Raw genomic sequence first — 20,223 nt, 5'->3', positions numbered from 1 at the left:
GTCTGTTTCCGGTGCTTGCCCAAAAGATCAAACCATGCGGTTATGACCCGATGGGATTTGGGGAAAACCGCCGATGCTTGATCCGCTTTTCGTAAACGCGCTTGAACAGATTTGCGGGTCCGGCGCCATTCTGACCGGCAACGCTCTTGCCGGTCAGGATTTCGGATTTCACCCTGAAAATCTTGGCGCGACATGCGCCGTGCGCCCGCAATCAACGGAACAGGTTGCCGATGTCTTGAAGCTGTGTAACCGGTTCGGGGTTTCCGCCGTGCCCCAGGGCGGATTGACGGGTCTTGCAGGTGGCGCTGTTTCAAATGCGGGACAGATAATTATCAGCAGCGCAAGACTGCCGACGGAGATTGAAATAGATCCGGTGAACCGGCTTGCGCTGGTTACAGCGGGCACCACGTTGGCAGCGCTTGATCATGCAGCGCGTAAACACGGATTGTGCGCCGGCATTGACATCGGCGCGCGTGATACGGCAACCATCGGCGGCATGATCGCCACCAATGCTGGCGGGGGCGAGGCATTTCGCAACGGCATCATGCGCAACCGTGTTCTCGGGCTTGAGGCGGTTTCGGCGACCGGCATCATCATGTCCGACCTGAAAAGGGTCACCAAGGCCAATGAAGGCATCGATATAAAACAGGTATTTATCGGATCCGAAGGCACATTGGGCTTCATCACCCGCGCCGTTTTGCGGCTGGCACCAGCGCCCGGCATTTGCTGCACCTTTATCGCGTCATTTTCCGACACGATAACCGCGCTGAACATGTTTCACGCCCTGAACGCCATGCCATCTGCCCGGCTGTTGCGGGCCGAGATCATGTGGCGCGATTATGCGGTTGAAACGGCCAAAGCACTGAACCTGCAAGCCGTTTTACCTGCCCCGGATCGCTCTGTGCATGTTGCCTTTGAAATGGATCCGTTGAACGGGTCTGTTGATGCGTTTTTGGATTCTCTGGCCGAGCAACTGGAAACCGCCGGATGTGAAGACGTGATCGTGGCCCAGAACGAACGGGAACGAAACAACATCTGGATGGTGCGCGAAGACAGCTGGGCATTGGAAAAGATGTTTTCGCATAACTTCTGGTATGATGTTTCACTGCCCCACAGCATGCTTGACGGCTATGTCACGCGCACAAAAGACGCGCTGCAAAAGTTGCACCCCTCGATCCGAACATTTGTGATGGGGCATCTGGGCGATGGCAACCTGCATCTGACAATCTCGGGCACTGACGAAATCGGCGAACTGCACGATGCTATTTCAGAGATCGTTTATCAGGGTCTTGCCGCTTCGGGCGCATCCTTTTCCGCAGAACACGGCATCGGAACAGACAAACGGTCTGATCTGGGCCGCTACGGCGATGCAGGAAAACTCCAGATCATGCGGATGATAAAATCTGCGCTGGACCCGAACGGGATCATGAATCCCGGCAAGGTCATCACAATCGACATCGCTGAAACCTGAACCGATATCAGGCCGCAGGAATGGCTTGACTCGGTCACAGGTCACGCCCTATTAAAATGTATACAATATGTCCACAATTTGTAGAATCAGGAACTGACCCTTGTCGAAATCCCGAAAACTGGATTGTCTCAACGATCTGAAGCTTAGAATCCTGACACTGGATTTGGGCCCCGGCTCTGATCTGGACGAAGTCACTCTTGCTGATCACTACGGAATTTCGCGCACGCCCCTGCGCGAGATAGTGCAGCGTCTTGCCGGTGACGGGTATCTTGAACTGGCCGAAAACCGCGGCGCCAAGGTGGCATCGATGGACCTGAACACAATGCGCACGTTCTTTCAGACGGCGCCGCTGATCTATGCCAACATTGCCCGTCTGGCCGCCGAAAACCGCCAACCCGTTCAGATCGAAGACCTGAAGAAAACCCAGACCCAGTTTGCGACAGCAACAAAAAATGCAAACGCCGCGCAAGCTGCGATGTTGAACCACCGCTTTCACGCCATCATCGGCGAAATGGCCCATAACCCGTATCTCGTGGCCAGTCTAAGCCGGATGCTGGTCGATCATACCCGTCTAAGCCAGACATTCTATCGCCCGGAATCAGACACGGAACAGGCTTTGGTAAAGAAGGCCAGCGATCAGCATGACGCGATGATTTCCGCAATCGAAGCGCGTGAACCCGCGCTGGCCATCGACCTGACATTGCAACACTGGGATCTGTCAAAAGATCGCCTGGAACGTTTCGTCACCCCCGACCCTTTGCCACTGGATGTGATTTCCCTCAAGGAGCGCCGCAATGCAGTTTGAAGGCATCTACACCCCCCTGATCACACCTTATCATGATGATTTCACCGTCAACGAAGATGCGCTGGCCGATACCGTAGAACACCTGATCGGGGCCGGTGTGAACGGCATCATCGTGGCGGGTACAACCGGCGAATATTATGCGCAAACCGGCGAAGAACGTGTCTGGATGATGAAACGCGCCACTGATCTGATCAAGGGGCGGGTTCCTGTCATCATCGGCACCGGCGCCATCCGCACCGAAGACAGCATAGAATTTGCGCTGGCGGCAAAGGCCCACAAGGCGAATGCCATTCTGGTTGCCACGCCCCCTTACGCGTACCCGACAGGGCGTGAGATTGCCCTTCATGCGCTTGCAATTGACCGGGCGGCCAACCTGCCTGTGATGCTTTACAATTATCCCGGCCGCATGTCTGTCAACATGGATGAAGACACGCTGAACCGGCTGGGACGGTCCCCCAATTTTTGCGCGATCAAGGAAAGCAGCGGTGACATCAACCGCCTGCACATGCTGGCGCGGGATTATCCGCATATCGCATTGTCCTGCGGCATGGATGATCAGGCACTGGAGTTTTTCGCCTGGGGCGCACGCAGCTGGGTTTGCGCCGGATCAAATTTCGCCCCCGAGGCACATATCGCGCTTTATCGTGCCTGCGCCGTCGAGGGTGATTTTACCAAGGGGCGCGCGATCATGTCAGCCATGCTACCGCTGATGCGGGTGCTGGAACAGGGCGGCAAGTTCATCCAGTGCATCAAAAACGGGCTGACCCTGCGTGGCATAGATGCCGGACCGCCGCGCAAACCGCTGCAACCGCTGAACAAAGATGACAAACGCGAACTGGCCGAGGTCATTCGCACCATGAACACAACCATTTCCCAGATCACGGGAGAGTCATAATGACCGATTTGCTGACCCACGCAGAATACCAAGCCATCGCAGGTTCTCTGACCCTGCCGCGCGCGCCGTTTATCGACGGCAAATTCCACAAGGGCGCGGGGCCGATGATGGCGACAATCAACCCGGCGACAGGCGCGGAACTGGCACAGATCAGCACCGCGAACGCCGCAGATGTTGATCTTTCCGTATCAAAGGCACGCGATGCGTTCGATCAGGGGCGTTGGGCCAAAATCCACCCGTCCGAACGAAAAGACACACTGATCCGTCTGTGCAAACTGATCACCCGAAACCGGCGCGAACTGGCCGTGATGGAAAGCCTCGACAGTGGCAAACCGATCCGCGATTGCGAATCGATCGATCTGCCCGAAACCATCAACTGCATCAAATGGCACGCCGAAGCGATCGACAAGATCTATGACCAGACGGGGCCGTCCGGCGACGATGCGATTTCCCTGATCGTGCGCGAACCCGTTGGCGTTGTAGCCGCCATACTGCCATGGAATTTCCCGCTTTTGATGATGGCATGGAAAATCGGGCCCGCACTGGCCGCCGGGAATTCGGTGATCGTGAAACCCGCGGAACAGACCACCCTGACCGCGCTGCGGCTGGCCGAACTGGCCTACGAAGCCGGTGTGCCGAACGGTGTCTTGCAGGTTTTGCCCGGGGACGGGCCGTCTGTGGGTGAACCGCTGGGGCGGCACGGCGGGGTGGATATGGTCAGCTTTACCGGATCAACAGAAACCGGACGGCGGTTTTTGCGGTATTCGGCCGACAGCAATCTGAAAAAGGTGGTTCTGGAATGCGGTGGCAAAAACCCCGCTATCGTGCTGGCAGATGCCGAAAACCTTGATCATGTGGCGCAGCATGTGGTGAATGCCGCGTTCTGGAACATGGGTGAAAACTGTTCCGCCGCCTCGCGCCTGATTGTCCACAAGAATGTGAAATCCGCACTGATGGACCGGATCAAGGCGCGCATGCGGGATTGGAAAACCGGCGATCCGCTGGACCCCGCCAACCATCTGGGCGCGCTGGTTGATGCGGAACACTGCGCGAAAGTGCGAAGCTATATGGACAAATCGGATGCTGGCAAGGGGCCATATGTTCAGCCCGTTGTTTATGAAGTACCCAAATCCGACAAACGGACGCGCGAAGAAATCTTTGGCCCCGTTCTGGCTGTGATCGAAGTTTCAAGCACCGATGAAGCCGTCGCAATTGCCAATGATACCGAATACGGGCTGGCGGCTTCGCTGTTCACGGCCAGCGCGCGTCAGGCGATCAGGGTGGCCCGAGACATCCGCGCCGGAACCGTAACCGTGAACTGTTACGGAGAAGGCGATGCAGCAACGCCTTTTGGCGGGTACAAGCAATCCGGCTTTGGCGGGCGGGACAATGGCGTTCACGCTCACGACCAGTACACCGAACTGAAAACCATCTGGATCGATCTGACCGACCCGTCAGACGGGGACAACGTGGGATGAGCGCCATCGGCTTTATCGGTACCGGCCACATCGCGGCCCCGATGGTGCGGTTCCTGTCGGACCACGGGCATGTGATTTCAGTGTCAGATCGCAACGCGGATGTCGCGGCGGACCTGAACAAAAGCCACGGGGTCAGGATTGCGGACAATCAAAGCGTGGTGGATGCCTCTGACATCGTGTTTCTTTGCGTACGGCCCCATCTGGCCGAAGACATACTGACCGCATTGAATTTCAGACAGGACCAGCAGATCATTTCGGTAATGGCAGGCGTTGCGCTGGAACGTCTTCAATCCCTTTGTTCGCCTGCCGCTGATTTCAGCCTGACCATCCCGTTCGGATTTCTGGAAGCCGGGGGCTGCCCCCTGCCTGCGTACCCGTCCAAAACTCTGCTGGAACACTTGTTTTCACCGGAAAATCCGGTGATCGAGCTGGCCTCGGAAAGCGCGCTGAACCAGCACTTCGCGATCTGCACGCTGCTGCCCGGCCTGCTTGACCTGATGTCGACCGGCGCAGGATGGTTGGGCGATGCCACCGGCGATCAGGACGCCGCGGCGCTTTACACAACTCAGCTGATCCGCGGTTTTCTGGCCGCGCTGCCACCATCAGATGCAGGTCAACTGTCGCGCGAACGCGATGCACTGGCCACCGATGGAACCATCAGTCTGCAAATGACGACCGCACTGCGCGACGGCGGGTGCCATGACACATTGAAACAAGCACTTGATGCGATCAACGCACGTCTGGAGACAAAATCATGAGCGTGGATGCTGTAGGTACGATCCGGCGCGGACGTGGCGCGCGCAAGGCCACCCGCCAGCAACGCGATGTGGCGATGCTGCCCGCGCTTGAACGCGGTTTGCCCCTGACAGAACCGATGGACGCCGAACAGATCGCGCGTATCGATGCGGCTTCGATGGATATTCTGGAAGAGGTTGGCGTGGTGTTCCGCGATCCCGTTGCGATTGCGGACTGGCGCAAGGCAGGGGCCGATGTCCGCGATGGTGACAGGGTGCATCTGGATCGTGCTCTGGTGCGCGATCTGATTTCGACGATCCCGGAAAGCTTTACCTACCACGCGCGCAATCCGGCGCATAATCTGCCCTTCGGCAAGAACCACAGCATTTTTGTACCGATGACGGGTGCGCCCTATCTGCGCGATCTTGATAACGTCAGGCGCAATCCGACACTGGATGATCTGGCCAATTTTCACAAGCTTAGCCACATGCTGCCGGCGCTGCATTCATCTGCGCATCACATTGTGGAACCCTACGATCATCCGATCAGCCAGCGCCATCTGCGCATCACCTATTCGTCGATGAAACATTCCGACAAGACGTTCATGGGTATGACCACCAGCCCCAAGAACGCCGAAGATGTGCTGGATATGTGCGCCATCCTGTTCGGTGAGGAGTTTCTGGAAACGCATCCAGTTGTCACCGGCAATTGCAACGGAAATTCCCCGCTTGTCTGGGATGAAACCATGCTGGGCGCCATGCGGGCGTTCAGCCGCCGCAATCAGCCGGTTCTGTGTTCGCCTTTCGTGTTGGGCGGGGCAAACACGCCCGCATCCGTAGCCCCCACCGTCGCGCAGTTGAATGCCGAAGCGCTAAGCGCGCTGGCCTATACGCAGGTCATCCGCAAGGGCGCGCCTGCGATCTATGGCCATTACCTCAGCACGGTCAGCATGAAATCGGGCGCACCGATGGCGGGCACCCCGGAAATCAGCCTGATGAATTTCATGATCGGCCAGATGGCGCGGTATTATGGCGTTCCGTGGCGCACGTCGAACACATTGGGCGGGGCCAAGACATTCGACGCCCAAGCCGGATATGAAAGCGCGACAACCCTGATGGCCGTGCTGATGGCAGGGGCCAATTACATCTGGCACTCTGCCGGCTGGAACGAGGCCGGAATGCACTGTTCGATGGCCAAATTTGTGGTTGATGCCGAACAATGCGCGATGGGCTACCGCATGGCCCAGGGCATCCGCTGGGATGATTTTGACGAAGCCTTGCGCGCAGTGCGTGATGTCGGACCGGGCGGGCATTATCTGGGCCATCCCCACACGCTGGAAAATTTTCAACGCGCGTTTTTCATGCCCGAATTGTTTGACAACAATTCAATCGAACAATGGCAGGCAGAAGGGTCTCACGACATCAACGCAAGGGCAAACGCCCATGCCCGCACCATGTTAAAGGAATACGAGGAACCAAGACTGGATCCCGCTGTCAACGAGGCATTGCTGGATTACATCGCTCGGCGAGAGCGCGAAATCCCTGCCGCTGACGCCCTTAATCAAAGCTATTGATCCGCCATGAAGGTGCGCGCGCTTCCCGTTGATCCAGGCCCTGCTGCATGGAACAGGCTATTGCCTGCACCGCCGCCCGTAGAGGAACAAGTCGGGGCGCAAACCGCTGAGTGGCTGATCATCGGTGCCGGTTTTGCCGGATTGGCGGCGGCGCGGCGGCTGACCCAGTTGCGCCCGAAAGACACCATCATCATTCTGGACGCGACGCGCATCGGCGAAGGCCCGGCGGGGCGCAATTCTGGTTTCATGATCGATCTGCCACATGATCTGTCCTCCAGCGATTATGGCGGCGCACTCGACGCCGACCGCGCCCAGACCATTGCCAACCGTCATGCCATTGCCTTTGCCGCAGAGATGGCCCGCGATTTCGACCTGTCGCAAGAAGCTTTTGTGCAATGCGGCAAGATCAATGCAGCGGCAACAGATGCGGGGCATCGGCACAATCTGGATTATGCCCGCCACCTGACCAGCATGGGCGAAGCGCACGAATTGCGCAGCGCCGCGCAGATGCAGGCCATGACAGGAACGGATTATTACCAAAGCGGGTTGTTCACCCCGCATTCCGCGATGATCCAGCCGGCTATGTTTGTGCGGGGTGTTGCAAAGGGGCTGCGTTCAAACCGGGTTTCAATTTACGAAAACAGCCCGGTCGTGGAACTGGCCAGACCGTCCGGTTGGGTCGCCACCACACCCAAGGGCACGGTCACGGCACCCAACGTCATTCTGGCAGTGAACGGGCATCTGAACAGTTTCGGATTCTATCGGAACCGGCTGATGCACGTCTTTACATATGCCTCAATGACCAAGGCGATGACACCCGAACAGATTGTCCGTTTGGGTGGCGATCCGGTATGGGGGGTCACGCCTGCCGATCCGATGGGCACGACAGTGCGCAGGATTTCCGGCACAGGCGGCGACAGGATCGTGATCCGCAACCGGTTTACCTATGATCCGTCCATGACGGTGCCAGACAGGCGGATCACCGATGTCGGCCATACACATGATCGTGCCTTTCGCGCGCGGTTTCCGATGCTGTCCGATGTCGAAATGGAATACCGCTGGGGCGGGCGTTTGTGCATCAGCCGCAACAACGTTCAGGTGATTGGCGAACTGGAACCCGGCCTGTTTTCAGCCTGCTGCCAGAACGGGCTGGGCACCGCCAAAGGCACTTTGGCCGGATTGCTGGCGGCAGAACTGGCCACCGGCCACAAGTCGGCGCAACTTGATGCCGCAGCAAAGGCGGACCAGCCAACGCGTTTGCCGCCAAAGCCGCTGGCCTATCTGGGCGCGAACGCGTTCATGCGCTTTCAGGAACGAAAAGCGGGCAAGGAACTATAAGGCTTTCGCGCGCGTCTACTGCGCCAGCTCTGCCCGCATCAGGCTCAGATCTATGTTGTCGGGGTTGGCAGCCAATGCCGCATCCGCCGTTTCAATTGCAGCGTCGATATTTCCAAGGGCCGCATGTATCCGGACCATCATCATCCACGCCTGCACCATCTGCGGGTCCATGCGCACCGCTTCGCCAAAGGCCGAAAGCGCCGAATCCATACGCCGTGTGGTCAGACCGATCCCAGCCAAAACCAGTTGGGTTTCAGGAAAATCCGCCTTGGCCTGCAATGTCTGCTGCCATTCCCCCATCGCCTGTCCCAGACTTTCCGTCACGCGTTCCGGCATGCGCACGATGTTCAGGTTCAAAAACTCGCGTGCTGCGGCCATCCGCACCAGTTTCACGGGATCTTCCAGCATATTCATGAACAGGCCGGGCCGTTCGGTTTCGGGCGCACCCCGCTGCACCGGAATGGCCGCGGCGCGAACCATGGGATCGGGGTCTTGCAACGCAGGTTGCAGGCGCGCCGCGATTTGCGGATCCGTCACCGCCGCCAGAACCTCAAGCGCGGTGGCGCGGACAATTGCGGGCAGGGCCTGATACTCGACAATTTCGATCAGCCCCGTGACCTGACCGCGGGGATCGGACCGGGCGCGCGCCATCGCCTGTGAAAAATGCGGGCCGCGCTTGATGCTGTCGGGATACCAGGTTTCAACCTTTTCCGCCGCCCAGGACGCCGATTCGTTTGTATGGCAATCGTTGCAGGCATTGGGGGCCAATGTGATAACCGAAAGATCCGGACGCGGAATACGGAAAGAGTGATCACGCCGCCCGTCTATACCCATATAATCGCGCTCGATCATGTGGCAGCTTTTGCATTGCGCGCCTTCGCTGCCCTGTTCGTGAAAATGATGTGAGGGATCATCATAATCTGCCGCGACAAGCGTCGGAAAACGCGGGTTGGCCGCCGGTGAATGGCATTGCGCGCAAACCGCATTTCCTTCGGCCTTAAGCTCTGCCGTATGCGCATTGTGGCAATCTGTGCAGGCCACGCCTTTTGCGTACATTTTGGATTGCAGGAAAGACCCGTAAACATAAACCTCTTCAAGGATCTGCCCGTCCGGATGATACAACCCATCGCGCAGCGGGCTAAGGCGATACGCATCATGGAACGGCGTGCCGGGCAACGGGTTCCCGTCCGTGAACGGTTCGCGGCGGGCATGGCAACTGGCACATTGCTGTATTTCGGCCTCGGGCCCGGCATCGAAATCCATGCTGAATCCTGTTTCGCCAACCTTGGCCCAGCGCGCCGGATCATAGGTATCATTTGCAACGGCCCAGTCGCGATGTGCCTCTCCGGGGCCGTGACAGGCCTCGCACCCGACACCGATTTCAGATTGGGTGCTGGAATAGGTTCTGGCGATCGGATCGTAATTCTTTTCAAACGCCGTCGCATGACATTCCGCGCAGCGCGCATTCCAGTTCTTGTAGGGTCCGGTCCAGTGCAAACCGTCGCTCGCCGGCAAATCCTGTTCTGGATACAGGTGATACCATTCCTGCTTTTCCACATCCCAGACCACATCAAAGGATTGCACCGTACCGGGTTCGGTTTCGATCAGGTATTGTTGCAGCGGCGCGATCCCGGCCACCCCCGCCAGGGGATATTTTGTGATCGCACCATCCGGCCCGTCCGATTCGATGAAATAGCTGTCGCCGTCGAACGAAAACCGCGTCAGCACACCTCTGTGATAAAAATCGGCATCATCAAAATCGCCCAGAACATTGCCTTCGGTGGGGGGTGTCCACGCCAGCGCATGATGTGACCCGTCCCATTGTTCCGCCTCGTCAAGATGACAATCGCGGCAGGTTTCGGACCCGATATAGGCAGGTACAAAAGGGGTTTGCGCCGATGCCGGCCCACCTGAAAGGCACAGCAAAAGACCAATCAGCAAACCGGCCACCATCCGGGACACGGGCTGGCCCGACCGGAAGATCGCATTTTGGGAAAAGCAACTTTTTATCAAGGATCTGACCAACGTGATAGGCGACAACCTGTAAGAGACTGGCACGGCACCCGCGGCAAGTCTAGCGCAGTGGCCGCCCCTATTTGTCGCGCCTGCGTGATAGGGCAAAGAAGCATTCGAACCCGTCACGGCGATGGATCAGGATCGCAAGTATTCCGCCAATGCGGCGCGGTCCCTGACGCGCAGACGGCGATAGCCGATCTCGACCAGGTTCAGCCCGGCAAGCGATTTCAGCAATCTCTGCGCCGTGGGAACCGACACGGCAATCATCGCGGCAAGACGTTCCTGCGACGTGGGAATCCAGGTTTCGTTTCCACCTAGCCCATCATTTGAAAACAGCAGCCACGCCGCCATTCGTTTTTTTGTGTCCAGAATGGCCATGTTGGCCAGCAGGCGCAGGGCGATAGCCATGTTGACATGGCTTAGCGCATAGAAATCCTGGATCAGTTCGGGGTGTTCGCCAACCAGCTTCTGTATTCTTCGGCTTGACAGAAACAGAACCTCTGTGTCTTCCGACGCCACGACAGACACCAGACGCACCTGATCCGCGAAAAGAGCAAGATCACCGATCCAGAATCCGTTGGTGGATTGATACGCCGCAAAATCGGTACCTGCGTCATTGGGAATCGTTACGATCACACCACCCTTGATCAATCCGTAAAGACCCTCTGGCGGATCACCGATGTGATAGATGGTTTCGCCTTCTTCGTAACGGCGCACCCGTCCGCAGGACAGGATCAACCGGCGGGCGTTTTCAGAGCGACCGGCCAGCCAGCCACTTCTTGAAAAACCCTCCAGAACACTGCGACTGGCCGGTCGTGATCTTTTTCTTTCCAAAACTGTCATATGATTATTTTGTCAAATCCGATTATGTTTAACAATAAGGTATTCGGTCAAATTGCCAGTGTGGCATTTGCGAAACCGACATCAAACTTAATGTAGTGATTTGATTTCAACACCAACCAGAGAGGCATTTTAGCGATGCGACATCACCTACCCGGAACCGCGTTCATGCGGTCAACCTTAAAACGATTGGCGGTGCTGTCCTGCGCCGTTGCAATCGCGGCACCCGCCTGGGCGCAGGACGAAAAACCCAACATCCTTGTGATCTGGGGCGATGACGTCGGCCAGTCCAACATCTCGGCCTATACACGCGGCATGATGGGATACAACACGCCGAACATTGATCGAATCGCCAACGAAGGCATGCTTTTCACCGACTATTATGGTGAACAGTCCTGTACCGCCGGACGGTCATCGTTCATCATGGGCCAGTCGGTGTTCCGCACCGGTCTGTCCAAGGTCGGCCTGCCCGGCGCTGACGAGGGCATGCAGATCGAAGACCCTACGATTGCCGGCCTTCTCAAGGCGCAAGGTTACGCCACCGGCCAGTTTGGCAAGAACCACCTTGGCGACAAGGATGAACACCTTCCGACGAACCACGGGTTTGATGAGTTCTTGGGCAACCTCTACCACCTGAACGCCGAGGAAGAGCCCGAGAACGAAGATTATCCCGGCGACATGATTATGCCCGATGGCTCGACCTTCCGTGACCGTTTTGGTCCGCGCGGAGTGATCAAGTCCTCATCCGATGGCACAATTGAAGACACCGGACCGCTGACCAAAAAGCGGATGGAAACCGTGGATGACGAAACAGCAGCCGCAGCCATCGACTTCATCAAGCGCAACGAGGAACAGGGCAAGCCTTGGTTTGTCTGGTGGTCGGGCACACGGATGCACTTCCGCACCCATGTCAGCGACGAAAACCGGAAAATCGCCGACGACATCGTTGGCAAAAAGGTGGATGAATACACCGCTGGCATGATCGAACATGACATGGATATCGGCAATTTCCTCGACACTCTTGATGAACTGGGCATCGCCGACAACACGATCGTGTTCTATTCGACCGACAACGGCCCACACATGAACACGTGGCCTGACGCCGGCATGACACCGTTCTGGGGTGAAAAGAACACCCAGTGGGAAGGCGCATGGCGTGTGCCTGCCATGGTGCGCTGGCCCGGAAAGATTGCCGAAGGATCGGTCAGCAATGAAATCGTGCATCACATGGACTGGTTGCCGACATTTCTTGCCGCCGCAGGCAATGAAACAGTCAAGGAAGACCTTTTGGAAGGTATCACAGTCGCCGAAGTGGGTGGCGGGCGCGATTACCGCGTGCATCTGGACGGCTACAACCTTCTGCCGATGCTGACCGGAGAAACCAAGGAAAGCGGACGTAACGAGATCTTCTACTTTACCGACGATGGCGACCTTGCCGCGCTCCGGTATCGTGACTGGAAGATCACCTTCCTTGAGCAGAAGGAATGGGCGACATTCCGCGCCTGGATCGAGCCGTTGACGCCATTGCGCACACCGCTGATCTTCAACCTGCGACGTGATCCCTATGAACGCGGCTATCGCACGTCAAACACCTATTATGACTGGATGTTGGATCGCGCCTACATGCTCGTACCGGCGCAGGCTTACGTGGCGCAATTCCTTGAAACCTTCAAGGAATATCCGCCCCGTCAGGAAGCAGCCAGCTTCAGCCTCGACAAGGTGATGGAGAAACTGTCGACCCCGCCAGGTACGCCGTAAGATCTGTCGCTTTTACATGACATGGCGTTGCGCGGTACCTTGTCCGCGCAACGCCGCTTTTTGCCAGTAGTGTCTCCGGTACAATTGATCCAGATTTGTTATTCCCGAGGAGAGTTTCGATGCGTTTGAGCTTCAGTCTTGCACTGGTTGCTTCCCTGTGTGCAGCCCCGGTTATCGCCGACCCCCTGCCATCCTGGAACGAAACCGATGCCAAATCGCGTATCATAAACTTTGTCGATGACGTGACAGACCCGTCCCTGGACACCTATGTCAGACCGGACGACAGAATTGCCGTATTCGACAACGACGGCACATTGTGGAGCGAACAACCGGTCTATTTCCAACTGATCTATGCCATTGATCGCGTTGCGCGCATGGCAGCAGACAACCCCGATATTCTGACGTCAGATGTTCTGAAGGCGGCGGCGGCGGGCGATATGGACGGCATCATGGCGGGTGGTGAAAAGGGATTGCTTGAAATCATCGATGCATCGCATTCGGGTATGTCTGTCGATGACTTTCAGGCAGATGTTCTTGCATGGCTTGATACGGCACGCCATCCGACAACAGGCCGCCCCTACGACGAAATGCTTTATCAACCCATGCTCGAACTGTTGCGGTATCTGCGCGACGAAGGATTTTCGACCTACATCGTTTCTGGCGGTGGCGTTCACTTCATGCGCGCCTTTGCGGAAGAAGCGTATAACATTCCGCCATCCCAGGTGATCGGAAGCGCGCTCAACTCAAGCTATCAGGTGATTGATGGCGTTCCGACTGTCGTGAAAACGCCCGGCATTGCATTTATCGACGACAAGGAAGGCAAACCTGTCGGGATCGACGCCAAGATCGGCAAACGCCCGATCTTCGTGGGTGGCAATTCTGATGGCGATTTCGCCATGCTGGAATGGGCGACAAGCGGCGAAGGCCCGCGCTTTGGCCTGATCGTTCACCACACCGACGCCGAACGCGAAGTTGCCTATGACCGCGACAGCCATATCGGCACACTTGTACGCGGACTGGACGAAGGCCCCGACCGCGGATGGCTGATTGTGGACATGGCAAATGACTGGGCGCGTGTCTGGCCCTGAAACAGGCTTAGACAGCGTAGAAAACAAACAGGGTGAACAGCAATGTCGGCACGTGAACAGATCAGCGCCTTGCAAGAGCGCATGGCGCAATCCATCATCGGCCAGAAGGATGTTATCGAACGGCTGGTGATCGGGCTTTTGGCCAATGGCAACCTGTTGATCGAAGGCCTGCCCGGCCTTGCGAAAACCCGCGCGGTCAAGGCCATGTCGCAAAACCTCGAAGCTGATTTCAGCCGCATCCAGTTCACGCCCGATCTGCTGCCCTCTGATGTCACGGGAACCGAAGTGTATCACCAGTCGGATACCGGCGCGGAATTCCGGTTCGAGGCGGGGCCGATTTTTGCCAATATCGTTCTGGCCGACGAGATTAACCGCGCCCCGGCCAAAGTGCAGGCCGCCCTGTTGGAAGCGATGGAGGAACGGCAGGTGACAGTTGCGGGGACAACGCACAAGATGCCGCCCCTGTTCATTGTGATGGCCACGCAAAACCCGATCGAACAGGAAGGCACCTATCCCCTGCCCGAAGCGCAGATGGACCGGTTTCTGATGCATGTGCGCGTTGATTACCCCCCAGTCGAGGACGAGGTTGAAGTCATCCGTCTGGTGCGCGCCGAGGATGCGGCGGCAAACGCCCCCAAATCAAAGACCAACAAAGAAGGGCCGGCGCCGATCCCGCAACAGGCGGTGTTTGATGCCCGCACTGAAATCGGCGCTGTGACGGTGTCGGACGCAATGGACAGGTATATGGCCGATCTGGTCTACGGCACACGCACCCCCAAGGCGCTGAGCGACGATCTGGCCCGCTGGATCGAAGTTGGCTCCAGCCCGCGCGCATCGCTTGCGCTGGACAAATGCGGACGGGCACATGCCTGGCTGTCGGGGCGCGACTATGTCGATCCGGCAGATGTGCGGGCCATTGCCCATGACGTGTTACGGCATCGATTGACACTGACATTCGAGGCGCAGGGCGAAGGGGTAAGCGCGGACGACATCATCGATACCCTGATCGAATTGGTCGCACTGCCGTAAGGGGAACGCCAATGGCCGATCTCGCCGACCCTCGCATCCATGTTGATCTGGCACATCTTCAGGCGCTGAAACTGATGGCGCGCCACATCAGTTTTCTGCCGGGTCAACCGGTCGACAGTATCCTGAACGGGCGCCATGCCTCGCGTCTGAAAGGGCGCGGCCTGAATTTCGAAGAACTGCGGCATTACAGTATCGGCGATGATGTCCGCACGATTGACTGGAAGGTCACGGCGCGGGCGCGAGAACCCTATGTGCGCGTCTACACCGAAGAACGGGACAGACCCGCGCTTCTGATCGTGGATCAGCGGATGTCGATGTTTTTTGGCAGCAAGCGGAACATGAAATCCGTCACCGCCGCCGAAGCCGCCGCGCTGGCCGCCTTTGCCATTCGTGAACAGGGCGATCGTGTGGGCGGCATCGTATTCAATGATGAATCCGTGATCGAACACCGGCCACAGTCCAGCCTGAAAGCGCTGAACCGGTTTCTGGCGTCGGTGGCGTCAGCAAATTCGGCGTTATCGGCAGATCATATTCCCGCGCAATCCATGCTATTGAACCAGCCGCTGGCCGCTGCATCGCGCATCGCCAAGACAAAGGGGCTTGTTCTGGTGTTCAGCGATTTCGACGGCATGGACGCCACGACAGAAAAAATACTGCGCGCCCTTGCCCAGCATAATGACGTGATTCTGTTTACCGTCACCGATCCCATCGCCGACGATATGCCCAAGGATCTGGATATCGTTGTGTCCGACGGTCAGTTACAGGCGCAACTGGCCATCGGATCAGACCAGACACGCAAAAAGCTGCAGGATTTTGCTTCGGCCCGGCTAAAGACCTTGCTGGAGATTTCGCAGAAATATGGCATTCCAGTTCTGCCCCTGACGGCGGCGGCGGAAACCCTGCCGCAGATACTTGCGTTGATGGGCGCAAGACGCAAACCGACATGAGCGAGGATCTTTCAAAACTCGGCCTGACCGAACTTTATGATCAGCTGATCCCGATCACGCCGCCGCCGCAGGTGCCGCTGACGCCGCAAACGGCAGGATGGTTGATTTTGGCCGCCGTCATCACAGCCGCCGGTATCGTTGCTATTGCCCTGTGGCGGCGGCGATACCGCGCCAACGCCTATCGCCGCGCAGCGCTTGCCGCACTGCAAGATGCCGGCGACAATCCGGCAATGATTGCACATATCCTGCGACGGACCGCAATTGCCGCGTACCCGCGCGACAGGGTGGCGGGCCTGATCGGTGACGACTGGCTAGGGTTTCTGGATGCGACCTGTCCAGATATCAAACTGTCCCGAACCGATGCCGGGCAAACACTGCTGAATGCGCCTTACACAGCGACCGCACCGGATACGGATCTGGCCGCATCGGCGCGCCGCTGGATCAAATCGCATACGACCAAGGGAACAGTGCCATGATGCTGACCTTTGGCTTTGTCTGGGCGTTCTGCCTATTACCGCTTCCCCTGTTGGTATGGTGGTTGGCCCCACCGCACAAGGAACGCACCACAGCGTTGCGCGTGCCGTTCTTTCGCCAGGTCACCAGCGCCACGCAAAGCGCGGTGTCACAGGGCGCGTTGGTTCTGCCACGGTCGAGATTGCAGATGTTGACCACCATCCTGTGCTGGATTCTTCTGGTCACGGCTCTGGCACGGCCGGAACGTCTGGGTGATCCTGTAACAATCGAAAAATCGGCACGGGATCTGATATTGGCCGTCGATATTTCAGGGTCCATGGATGACCGCGATATGGAAGCGCCCGACGGCACGCGCAAACAACGGCTGCAAGCGGTCAAGGATGTGATCGCTGGATTTATCGCCGATCGGGAAGGCGATCGGATCAGCCTGATCGTGTTTGGCGCAAAAGCCTATGTTCAGACACCGTTTACCGAAGATCTGGACAGCGTGTCGGAATTGCTGAACCAGACACAGGTCGGCATGGCGGGGCCGAATACGGCCATCGGCGATGCCATTGGCCTGTCCATCCGCACCTTTGAAACCAGCGAAGTGGACCAGCGCCTGCTGATCCTGCTTAGTGACGGTGCCGACACCAGCAGCATGATGAGCCCCGTAAACGCGGCCGAGATTGCCGCACAGGCGGGCGTGACGATTTACACGATAGGGGTCGGCGACCCGGAAGGCAGCGGCGAAGAACGGCTTGATCTGGACGCGCTGGAAGACATCGCAACCCGTGCATCAGGATCGTTCTATTACGCCGATGATGAACAGGGATTGGCCGAAATATACGACCGGATTGATGAAAGTAATCCGCGCGTCACCGACACCCAGACCTTTCAGCCCCGCGACCAGATCGGATTTATCCCGCTGTCGCTTGCCCTTGTGATTGGCCTTGTGGTTCTGGCGTTCTTGCATCTGACCCGTCCGGGGCGGCGCGCATGATGGAAGATATCACATACTGGCTTGGCGTTTTTCATTTCATCCGGCCGTGGTGGTTGATCACCGTGCCTTTGGCTGCCCTGTTATGGTGGCGGATCCGCCCGAAAGCGGATCAGCAGGCGGCATTGACCAAAGGGTTTCCTGCGCATCTGGCCAAGGCATTGACAGTGGGCGGACAGGGCAGGCAACGGTTTTATCCCATCGACGGTGTCGCTGCGTTTCTGGTGCTTCTGGCGCTGGCGGCCGCCGGGCCGACATGGGGCCGGTTGCCAAATCCGCTGCTTGCACAAACGGCCCCGCTGGCTGTCGCGATCAAGGTGACGCCATCGATGGAAGCAAACGATGTTCAGCCCACCCGACTGGACCGCGCGCAATTCAAAATCCTTGATCTCGTGGCGCGGCGGGCAGGTGCGGAAACCGCCCTGATCGCCTACGCAGGGACGGCACATCGCGTCGCCCCCCTGACAACCGATCCGAATATCCTGCGCTCTTACATGCAGGGGCTTTCCCCCGAAGTGATGCCCAAGGACGGCGCCGATGCGGCGGCAGCCCTGACCAAGGCGGTGGCCGAACTGGAACGCACCCAGACGCCTGGCGCTATTCTGTTTGTGCTGGATGATTTCACCCAAGCCGACAGCGCCGCGTTCGCGAATGAAGCCGACGCACGGCCACCCGTTGTCTTTTTCGTGATTGCACCCGACAGCGTTGTGCTCCCGCAGCTGGAAACTGTCCCGAATGCATCAACCGTGCGGCTAAGTGCGGATGACAGCGATCTTGACCGGATCGAGCGGCGCATATTGTCCGCCTACCGCAAGGCGCTGCTGGACGATGAAACGCAGACCTGGAATGACAGGGGATGGCTTTTGGGATGGCCTGCTGCGCTGTTGCTTTTGCTGTGGTTCCGCAAAGGGTGGACGATGCGGTGGGCTGTTCTGATCGGGCTGGTTGTGGGCCTGAACACGCCCAATGCCGCCCGTGCAGATGGCTGGAAAAGCTGGTTCTGGACACCGGATCAACAGGGGCGTCTGGCCTTTGACGACAAGGATTTCAAGGCGGCCGCCGACCTGTTTCAGGATCCGCAATGGCGCGCATATGCCCAGTTCAAAGACGGCCAGTACGAGGCCGCGGCCGAAAGCTATGCCGCGATGGAGGGGGCCGACGCCGCCTTTGGCGAAGGCATGGCCCGCCTGCGCAACCGCCAGTACCGCCCGGGCATGCGCGCCTTTGAACGGGCGCTGGAACTGCAACCGGATTTCGACGCCGCCCGCCACAATCTGGAAGTCGCAACCGCAATGGTGAAGCTGGTCGAAGAAACACAGGCGCAATCCGACACCGGCGAAGAGGCCGGTATCGGCGCGGACGAGATCGTCTTTGACAATGAAAGCGGGATGGGTGCGGAAACCCAGATCGAATCCGAAAAAGAAGGCGGTGGCCTGCAAACGGCAGATGAATGGATGCGCTCAGTTGATACGGATGTAGGTGACTTTCTGAAATCCCGCTTTCTGATTGAAAATTCGCAGGTGGCGGAATGATCCGGTTTGTGATCACCCTGTGCCTTGCGCTTGCACTGGCCCTGCCCGCGGCTGCACAAGATCCCAAGATCGAATTCAGCGCACAGGAAGACACGGTTCTTTTGGGCCAGCCCCTGATCGTACGGCTAAAGGTGCTGGTGCCGACCTTCATGCCGTCCCCGCCCGCCTTTCCATCCTTCGAAGCGCCCAACCTGATGGTCAGGCTGAACGGGCGCGCCACCAACCCGACCAGCGAAACCATCGACGGGGAAACATGGTCGGGCGTGATCCGCACCTATACGATCTATCCCATGATCGAGGGCACATTCCAGTTGCCCGCCTCTGACCTGACAATTGTATATCAAGATGACGACGGCGTAACGCCCGTCACGAAAACGCTTTCCACACCCGCTTTTGCGTTCACGTCAACCATTCCCGAGGGGGCCAGGGGGCTTGATCCCGTCATTCTTGCCAAGGACCTGGAGATCACCCAATCCATCACCGCAGCGGACGGGCCGATCAAGGTCGGGGATGCGATCACCAGACAGCTTGAAATCAGCGTCGAAGGCACATCACCCTTGTTTCTTCCGCCTTTGCTGGTCGAAACTGAAACTGAAACTGAAAATCTGCGGGGATATCCGCAAGATCCCAAAGTCACCGAAGCCGTTGATCGCGGGGTTTTGTCGGGCACGCGCACGGAACAGATATCCTATATTGCCACGCAGGCAGGGCCAGTCAGCTTGCCGGTCTTGCAGCTGGAGTGGTTCAATCTGTCTTCAAACCAGGTGGAAACCGTGGAACTGGACGGTGCGAGCTTTGAAATAGAGCCAGGCCCCACGCCAAAACGCGAAGCAGATCCCGCGCTGATCCTGATGTGGATGGCCTTGGGGGTCGGCGGGGCGATCGTGGGCTGGGCCATGTGGCGGTTCTTGTGGCCTGTGCTTCGCCAGCGACGTGCGCGCCGCAAATCCGAACGCAAGGCAAGCGAGGCTTACGCCCATCAAAACCTGCGCAAAGCCATCGGGCATCACAATCTGAACGAAACCTTGCGCTGGCTGGAAATCTGGCGGCACCGGATGCCCCCCCGATCAGCCGTGGCGCAAACCGCCATCGATACGGCCCTGTTGTCGATCACCGCTGCGCAGTTCGGCTCCGGCACCAAACCGGATGTCAAAGCTGCGTGGGCTGAACTGGGCTGCGCGGTTGAGGCCGCGCGCAAGGCCGAACAGGCAGCATTGTCGAATGATCAGGCGTCATCCCTGCCCGCACTCAACCCGTTCTGACCC

General features: G+C 58.1%; 17 protein-coding genes. 15 read left to right on the top strand and 2 right to left on the bottom strand.

Annotation, left to right across the window (positions count from 1 at the left end; translation table 11 throughout):
• Nucleotides 1-73: 73 nt before the first annotated feature.
• The 7 genes from OLX72_RS08530 (at nt 74) to OLX72_RS08500 (ending at nt 8,295) form a co-directional block, all read left to right on the top strand.
• The gene (locus tag OLX72_RS08530) at nt 74-1,471 is read left to right on the top strand and encodes an FAD-binding oxidoreductase (protein WP_433990275.1); all 1,398 of its coding nucleotides are present in this window, start codon (nt 74-76) and stop codon (nt 1,469-1,471) included.
• A 100-nt stretch (nt 1,472-1,571) separates the two neighbouring features.
• The gene (locus OLX72_RS08525; RefSeq protein ID WP_114871593.1) at nt 1,572-2,276 is read left to right on the top strand and encodes a GntR family transcriptional regulator; all 705 of its coding nucleotides are present in this window, start codon (nt 1,572-1,574) and stop codon (nt 2,274-2,276) included.
• Nucleotides 2,266-3,171 (top strand): dihydrodipicolinate synthase family protein, encoded by a 906-nt coding sequence (locus OLX72_RS08520; protein ID WP_114871594.1) that lies wholly within the window; start codon nt 2,266-2,268, stop codon nt 3,169-3,171. The genes OLX72_RS08525 and OLX72_RS08520 overlap by 11 nt, the downstream gene beginning before the upstream one ends.
• Nucleotides 3,171-4,649 carry an aldehyde dehydrogenase gene (locus OLX72_RS08515; protein WP_114871595.1) on the top strand — a complete coding sequence of 493 codons (1,479 nt, stop codon included), beginning with the start codon at nt 3,171-3,173 and terminating at the stop codon, nt 4,647-4,649. The genes OLX72_RS08520 and OLX72_RS08515 overlap by 1 nt, the downstream gene beginning before the upstream one ends.
• Complete coding sequence (locus tag OLX72_RS08510; protein WP_114871596.1) at nt 4,646-5,407, top strand: NAD(P)-binding domain-containing protein; 762 nt, start codon at nt 4,646-4,648, stop codon at nt 5,405-5,407. The genes OLX72_RS08515 and OLX72_RS08510 overlap by 4 nt, the downstream gene beginning before the upstream one ends.
• On the top strand, nt 5,404-6,957 hold the full coding sequence (locus tag OLX72_RS08505; protein WP_433990274.1) for a trimethylamine methyltransferase family protein: 1,554 nt from the start codon (nt 5,404-5,406) through the stop codon (nt 6,955-6,957). Before OLX72_RS08510 ends, OLX72_RS08505 begins: the two co-directional genes overlap by 4 nt.
• A gap of 60 nt (nt 6,958-7,017) precedes the next feature.
• Nucleotides 7,018-8,295, top strand: a complete 1,278-nt coding sequence (locus OLX72_RS08500; protein ID WP_368073719.1) for an NAD(P)/FAD-dependent oxidoreductase — start codon at nt 7,018-7,020, stop codon at nt 8,293-8,295.
• A gap of 15 nt (nt 8,296-8,310) precedes the next feature.
• Here the strand turns inward: OLX72_RS08500 and OLX72_RS08495 are convergent, their stop codons facing one another.
• Both OLX72_RS08495 and OLX72_RS08490 read right to left on the bottom strand, forming a co-directional pair.
• Nucleotides 8,311-10,248 (bottom strand): multiheme c-type cytochrome, encoded by a 1,938-nt coding sequence (locus tag OLX72_RS08495; RefSeq protein WP_114871599.1) that lies wholly within the window; start codon nt 10,246-10,248, stop codon nt 8,311-8,313.
• A gap of 198 nt (nt 10,249-10,446) precedes the next feature.
• Nucleotides 10,447-11,154 (bottom strand): Crp/Fnr family transcriptional regulator, encoded by a 708-nt coding sequence (locus OLX72_RS08490; protein ID WP_433990273.1) that lies wholly within the window; start codon nt 11,152-11,154, stop codon nt 10,447-10,449.
• Between the two features lie 165 nt (nt 11,155-11,319).
• Here OLX72_RS08490 and OLX72_RS08485 point away from each other — a divergent pair, with 165 nt between their 5' ends.
• From OLX72_RS08485 to OLX72_RS08450, 8 genes are all read left to right on the top strand, one after another.
• Nucleotides 11,320-12,909 (top strand): arylsulfatase, encoded by a 1,590-nt coding sequence (locus OLX72_RS08485; RefSeq protein ID WP_114871601.1) that lies wholly within the window; start codon nt 11,320-11,322, stop codon nt 12,907-12,909.
• A 119-nt stretch (nt 12,910-13,028) separates the two neighbouring features.
• Entirely contained in the window at nt 13,029-13,997 is a 969-nt protein-coding gene (locus OLX72_RS08480) for an HAD family hydrolase (protein ID WP_433990272.1), read from the top strand.
• 42 nt (nt 13,998-14,039) lie between these two features.
• Nucleotides 14,040-15,026 carry an AAA family ATPase gene (locus OLX72_RS08475; protein ID WP_433990271.1) on the top strand — a complete coding sequence of 329 codons (987 nt, stop codon included), beginning with the start codon at nt 14,040-14,042 and terminating at the stop codon, nt 15,024-15,026.
• 11 nt (nt 15,027-15,037) lie between these two features.
• The gene (locus tag OLX72_RS08470; protein ID WP_114871604.1) at nt 15,038-15,973 is read left to right on the top strand and encodes a DUF58 domain-containing protein; all 936 of its coding nucleotides are present in this window, start codon (nt 15,038-15,040) and stop codon (nt 15,971-15,973) included.
• Nucleotides 15,970-16,449, top strand: a complete 480-nt coding sequence (locus OLX72_RS08465; RefSeq protein ID WP_433990270.1) for a DUF4381 domain-containing protein — start codon at nt 15,970-15,972, stop codon at nt 16,447-16,449. The genes OLX72_RS08470 and OLX72_RS08465 overlap by 4 nt, the downstream gene beginning before the upstream one ends.
• Nucleotides 16,446-17,429: a VWA domain-containing protein gene (locus OLX72_RS08460; protein ID WP_433990269.1), complete on the top strand. Its 984-nt coding sequence runs from the start codon at nt 16,446-16,448 to the stop codon at nt 17,427-17,429. The genes OLX72_RS08465 and OLX72_RS08460 overlap by 4 nt, the downstream gene beginning before the upstream one ends.
• Nucleotides 17,426-18,958, top strand: a complete 1,533-nt coding sequence (locus OLX72_RS08455; protein ID WP_433990268.1) for a vWA domain-containing protein — start codon at nt 17,426-17,428, stop codon at nt 18,956-18,958. Before OLX72_RS08460 ends, OLX72_RS08455 begins: the two co-directional genes overlap by 4 nt.
• Nucleotides 18,955-20,220 carry a hypothetical protein gene (locus tag OLX72_RS08450; RefSeq protein ID WP_433990267.1) on the top strand — a complete coding sequence of 422 codons (1,266 nt, stop codon included), beginning with the start codon at nt 18,955-18,957 and terminating at the stop codon, nt 20,218-20,220. Before OLX72_RS08455 ends, OLX72_RS08450 begins: the two co-directional genes overlap by 4 nt.
• Nucleotides 20,221-20,223: the final 3 nt, after the last annotated feature.

This window comes from Sulfitobacter sp. TBRI5 (assembly GCF_051013555.1).
Taxonomy (GTDB): domain Bacteria; phylum Pseudomonadota; class Alphaproteobacteria; order Rhodobacterales; family Rhodobacteraceae; genus JL08.
This window is presented reverse-complemented; position numbering and strand designations above follow the sequence as displayed.